Annotated in this window: 2 protein-coding genes; one reads left to right on the top strand and one right to left on the bottom strand. The window is 66.3% G+C overall.

Going from position 1 to position 2,602, the window contains the following annotated elements; all coding sequences use genetic code 11:
* On the bottom strand, window positions 1-1,081 hold a 1,081-nt coding region (gene eutB / locus JOY90_RS26100; protein ID WP_291693986.1), incomplete at its 3' end, for an ethanolamine ammonia-lyase subunit EutB.
* A gap of 373 nt (window positions 1,082-1,454) precedes the next feature.
* On the opposite strand from eutB, the gene JOY90_RS26105 reads away from it, so the two are divergent.
* Window positions 1,455-2,602, top strand: a 1,148-nt coding sequence (locus tag JOY90_RS26105) for a HAMP domain-containing protein (RefSeq protein ID WP_291693987.1), incomplete at its 3' end; no start/stop codon positions are given.

Here is a 2,602-nt window from a genome sequence, read left to right on the forward strand (position 1 = left end):
CGAGCGGCAGGCCGAGCAGCTTGCCGCAGAAATGATCCTCGAGCCCGGCGCGGATGATCTCCTTGCCGTCATAGAGATATTCCGGGCCGATGAAGCCGACCACGCTGTTGACGAGCAAGGGATCGAAGGCGCGGGCCACTGCATAGGCGCGCGCCTCGCAGGTCTGCTGGTCGACGCCATGATGCGCATTGGCCGACAGCGCGGAGCCCTGCCCGGTCTCGAAATACATCACATTGCCGCCGACCGTTCCGCGCTGCAGCGCCTGGCCGGCTGCCTGCGCCTCGCGGAGCAGCGCGAGATCGACGCCAAAACTGCGATTGGCGGCCTCGCTGCCTGCGATCGATTGGAACACCAGGTCGACCGGCAGGCCTTCTTCGATCAGCTTCAGCGTGGTCGTGACATGCGTCAGCACGCAGCCCTGGGTCGGCACCTCGAGCCGCGTGACGATCTCGTCGAGCAGACGCAGCAGGCCGCCGATCACGGCCGGATCGTCGCTCGCCGGATTGATGCCGATGCAGGCATCGCCCGAGCCGAGCAGAAGGCCGTCGAGGATCGAGGCGGTGATCCCGCTCGCATCGTCGAAAGGATGATTGGGCTGCAATCGCGCGCTCATGCGGCCGCGCAGGCCGATGGTGTTGCGGAACGCGGTGACGACCTCGCATTTCTTCGCCGCCAGGATCAGGTCCTGGTTGCGCATCAGTTTGGAGACCGCGGCCGCCATCTCCGGCATGATCCCGCGCGCGAGCATCCGCAGCACCTCGGGCGTTGCCGCATCCGACAACAGGAAGTCGCGGAACGCGCCGACCGTGAGCGCTGCGATCGGCGCAAAGGCCTGCGCATCGTGGCCATCGACGATCAGGCGGGTGACCTCGTCCTCCTCGTAGGGGATGACGCATTCCTCGAGGAAGCGCGCCAGCGGCACATCGGCCAGCGCCATGCGGGCCGCGACCATCTCCTCGGCGCTGCCGGACGCGATTCCGGCAAGCCGGTCGCCCGAGCGTGGCGGCGTCGCCTTGGCAAGCAGGTCGCGCAGATCATCGAACACATGGGAGGTGGCATCGATGGTGTGGCGATAGACCATGGCAGCTCCGCGGGGTTCCCCGGGGTCGCCCGATCCGGACGGGCGCGCTCCCGGCAGCGCCAGCATGCCGTCGCCGCCGCGGCGCAACAAGGCCGAATGGCCGCCCCAACGTCAGCACCTTTAGCCTTTCAGGCGGGCCTCGTCCCGTAATAATACGGACCGGCTTTCTCGCCGCCGTTTGCAAGGACGAACGGCCTGACAACCTCATGAATTTAATGGACAATTTTAAAATTAGTTGCGCGGCAACAAAGTTCGCGCATTAAGGCTTTTTCCATCAAGATTCGACATCCTTCGCACTGACCGGCGCGCCCGGACGCTCGATCGGAGGGTCGCAATGCCGGACATCACTCAAGCCCACAGCTCCAAGTCAAGCATGTCGTTTCTCTCCCGGCTCTCGCTCGCGGCGAGGCTCTATTCGATCTTCGCCCTGTTCGCGCTGCTGACGGCGTCGATCGCCGTCCTTTCCGACTACAACACGCGACAGGCCGCCGAGCTCACCCACGCGATCGAGACCGCGAATGCCGCGGCCCTCAATGTCGAGCGCGTCAACTCGCTGGTCTACGCGGTCGTGATGGAATCGCGCGGCGTCTACATGTCCGCCGATATTCCCACTGCCAGGAAGTTCGGCGACGGCCTGTTGAAGTTCAACGACCGCATCCTGGACATCGTCAAGCGCTGGCAGGACATCGTGCGATCCGACGACGCCGAGCAGTTCGCCACCTTCAAGAAGCGGATCGAGCAGTTCGTGGAATTCCGCAAGGAACTCGTCCGGCGCGGCGTCGAGATCAATCCCGCGGCAGGCCGCGAGTGGGGCGACAACGATGCCAATCGCAACGTGCGCCAGGCGCTCAACAAGGATCTCGAGGTGCTCTCGAAAGTCTATGCCGAACGCGCCGGGCGCATCGCCGAGCAGACCGAGACCAACCGCAGGCTTTCGCTCGTCCTGACCGGTCTCGGCGGCTTCGCTCTACTGGTCGTCGTCGCCGGCGTCGTGCTGATCGCCTATTCGGTGGCGCGGCCGCTCAAGACCATCACCGCGACCATCGCCCGCGTCGCCGAAGGCGCCGAGCAGGTCGAGGTCCCGCATGTCGGGCGCGCCGACGAGATCGGCGAGCTGGCGCGCGCGATCGGCGTGTTCCAGCAGGCGATGACCCGCAACCGCAATCTCAATGCGCAGGTGTCCGTGGAATCGCAGGCGCGCGAGACGCGCAACCGTCACATCGAGGCGTCCGTCGAGGAATTTCGCGTGGCGATCGGCGCCGTGACGCAGGCGGTCTCGGCCAGCGCCTCGACCGCGCGCAACGCGGCGGAGACCATCACCCGCGTCACCGCCGAGGCCAACGGCCGCGCGACCGCCGCGGCCGACGCCACGACCCAGGCATCGCGGAACGTCTCCGCGGTGGCCGGCGCCACCGAGGAATTGTCGGCATCCGTGCAGGAGATCAACCGGCAGGTCCGCCAATCGACCGGCGCGGTCGAGCAGACCGGTCAGCGCACCGAAAGGTCGATCGCCGAGATCGA

It is taken from the genome of Bradyrhizobium sp., assembly GCF_019242285.1.
In the GTDB taxonomy this organism is placed as follows: domain Bacteria; phylum Pseudomonadota; class Alphaproteobacteria; order Rhizobiales; family Xanthobacteraceae; genus Bradyrhizobium.